The organism is Hungatella sp. SL.1.14 (assembly GCF_024460495.1).
Classification (GTDB): domain Bacteria; phylum Bacillota; class Clostridia; order Lachnospirales; family Lachnospiraceae; genus Hungatella; species Hungatella hathewayi.
The window spans coordinates 1-398 of sequence record NZ_JANFYJ010000158.1; the positions used below are offsets into that span (position 1 = coordinate 1).

At 50.0% G+C, this 398-nt stretch carries 1 protein-coding gene; it reads left to right on the forward strand.

The window, feature by feature from the left end; genetic code table 11:
• Positions 1 to 398: DNA cytosine methyltransferase (locus NE473_RS30465; protein ID WP_256265584.1), on the forward strand; the 398-nt coding region annotated here is incomplete at both ends.

The window sequence follows — 398 nt, forward strand, 5'->3', positions numbered from 1 at the left end:
CGGATGCACAAAGTCAATCATCCGGATACGCTGCATCTGACCGAGGATATATTTAAGGTCGATCTTAAAAAGTATGTTGCTGGCCGCCATGTAGCACTTATGTGGGCCTCTCCAGATTGTACCAGTCATAGCAAGGCAAAAGGAGGTCAGCCGCGTAACAAGGGGCTTAGAATTCTGCCATGGGCGGTGTACAAGCACGCTAAAGCAATTCTTCCCGATGTTATCTTGATGGAAAACGTCGAGGAAATACAGCAGTGGGGACCGCTAGACGAGGCAGGGCACCCAATAAAAGAAAGAGCCGGAGAGGACTACAAACGATTCATAGCGGCCATGAAACGATTGGGATATGATTTTGACAGCCGGGAACTGGTAGCGGCAGATTACGGAGCGCCGACAAC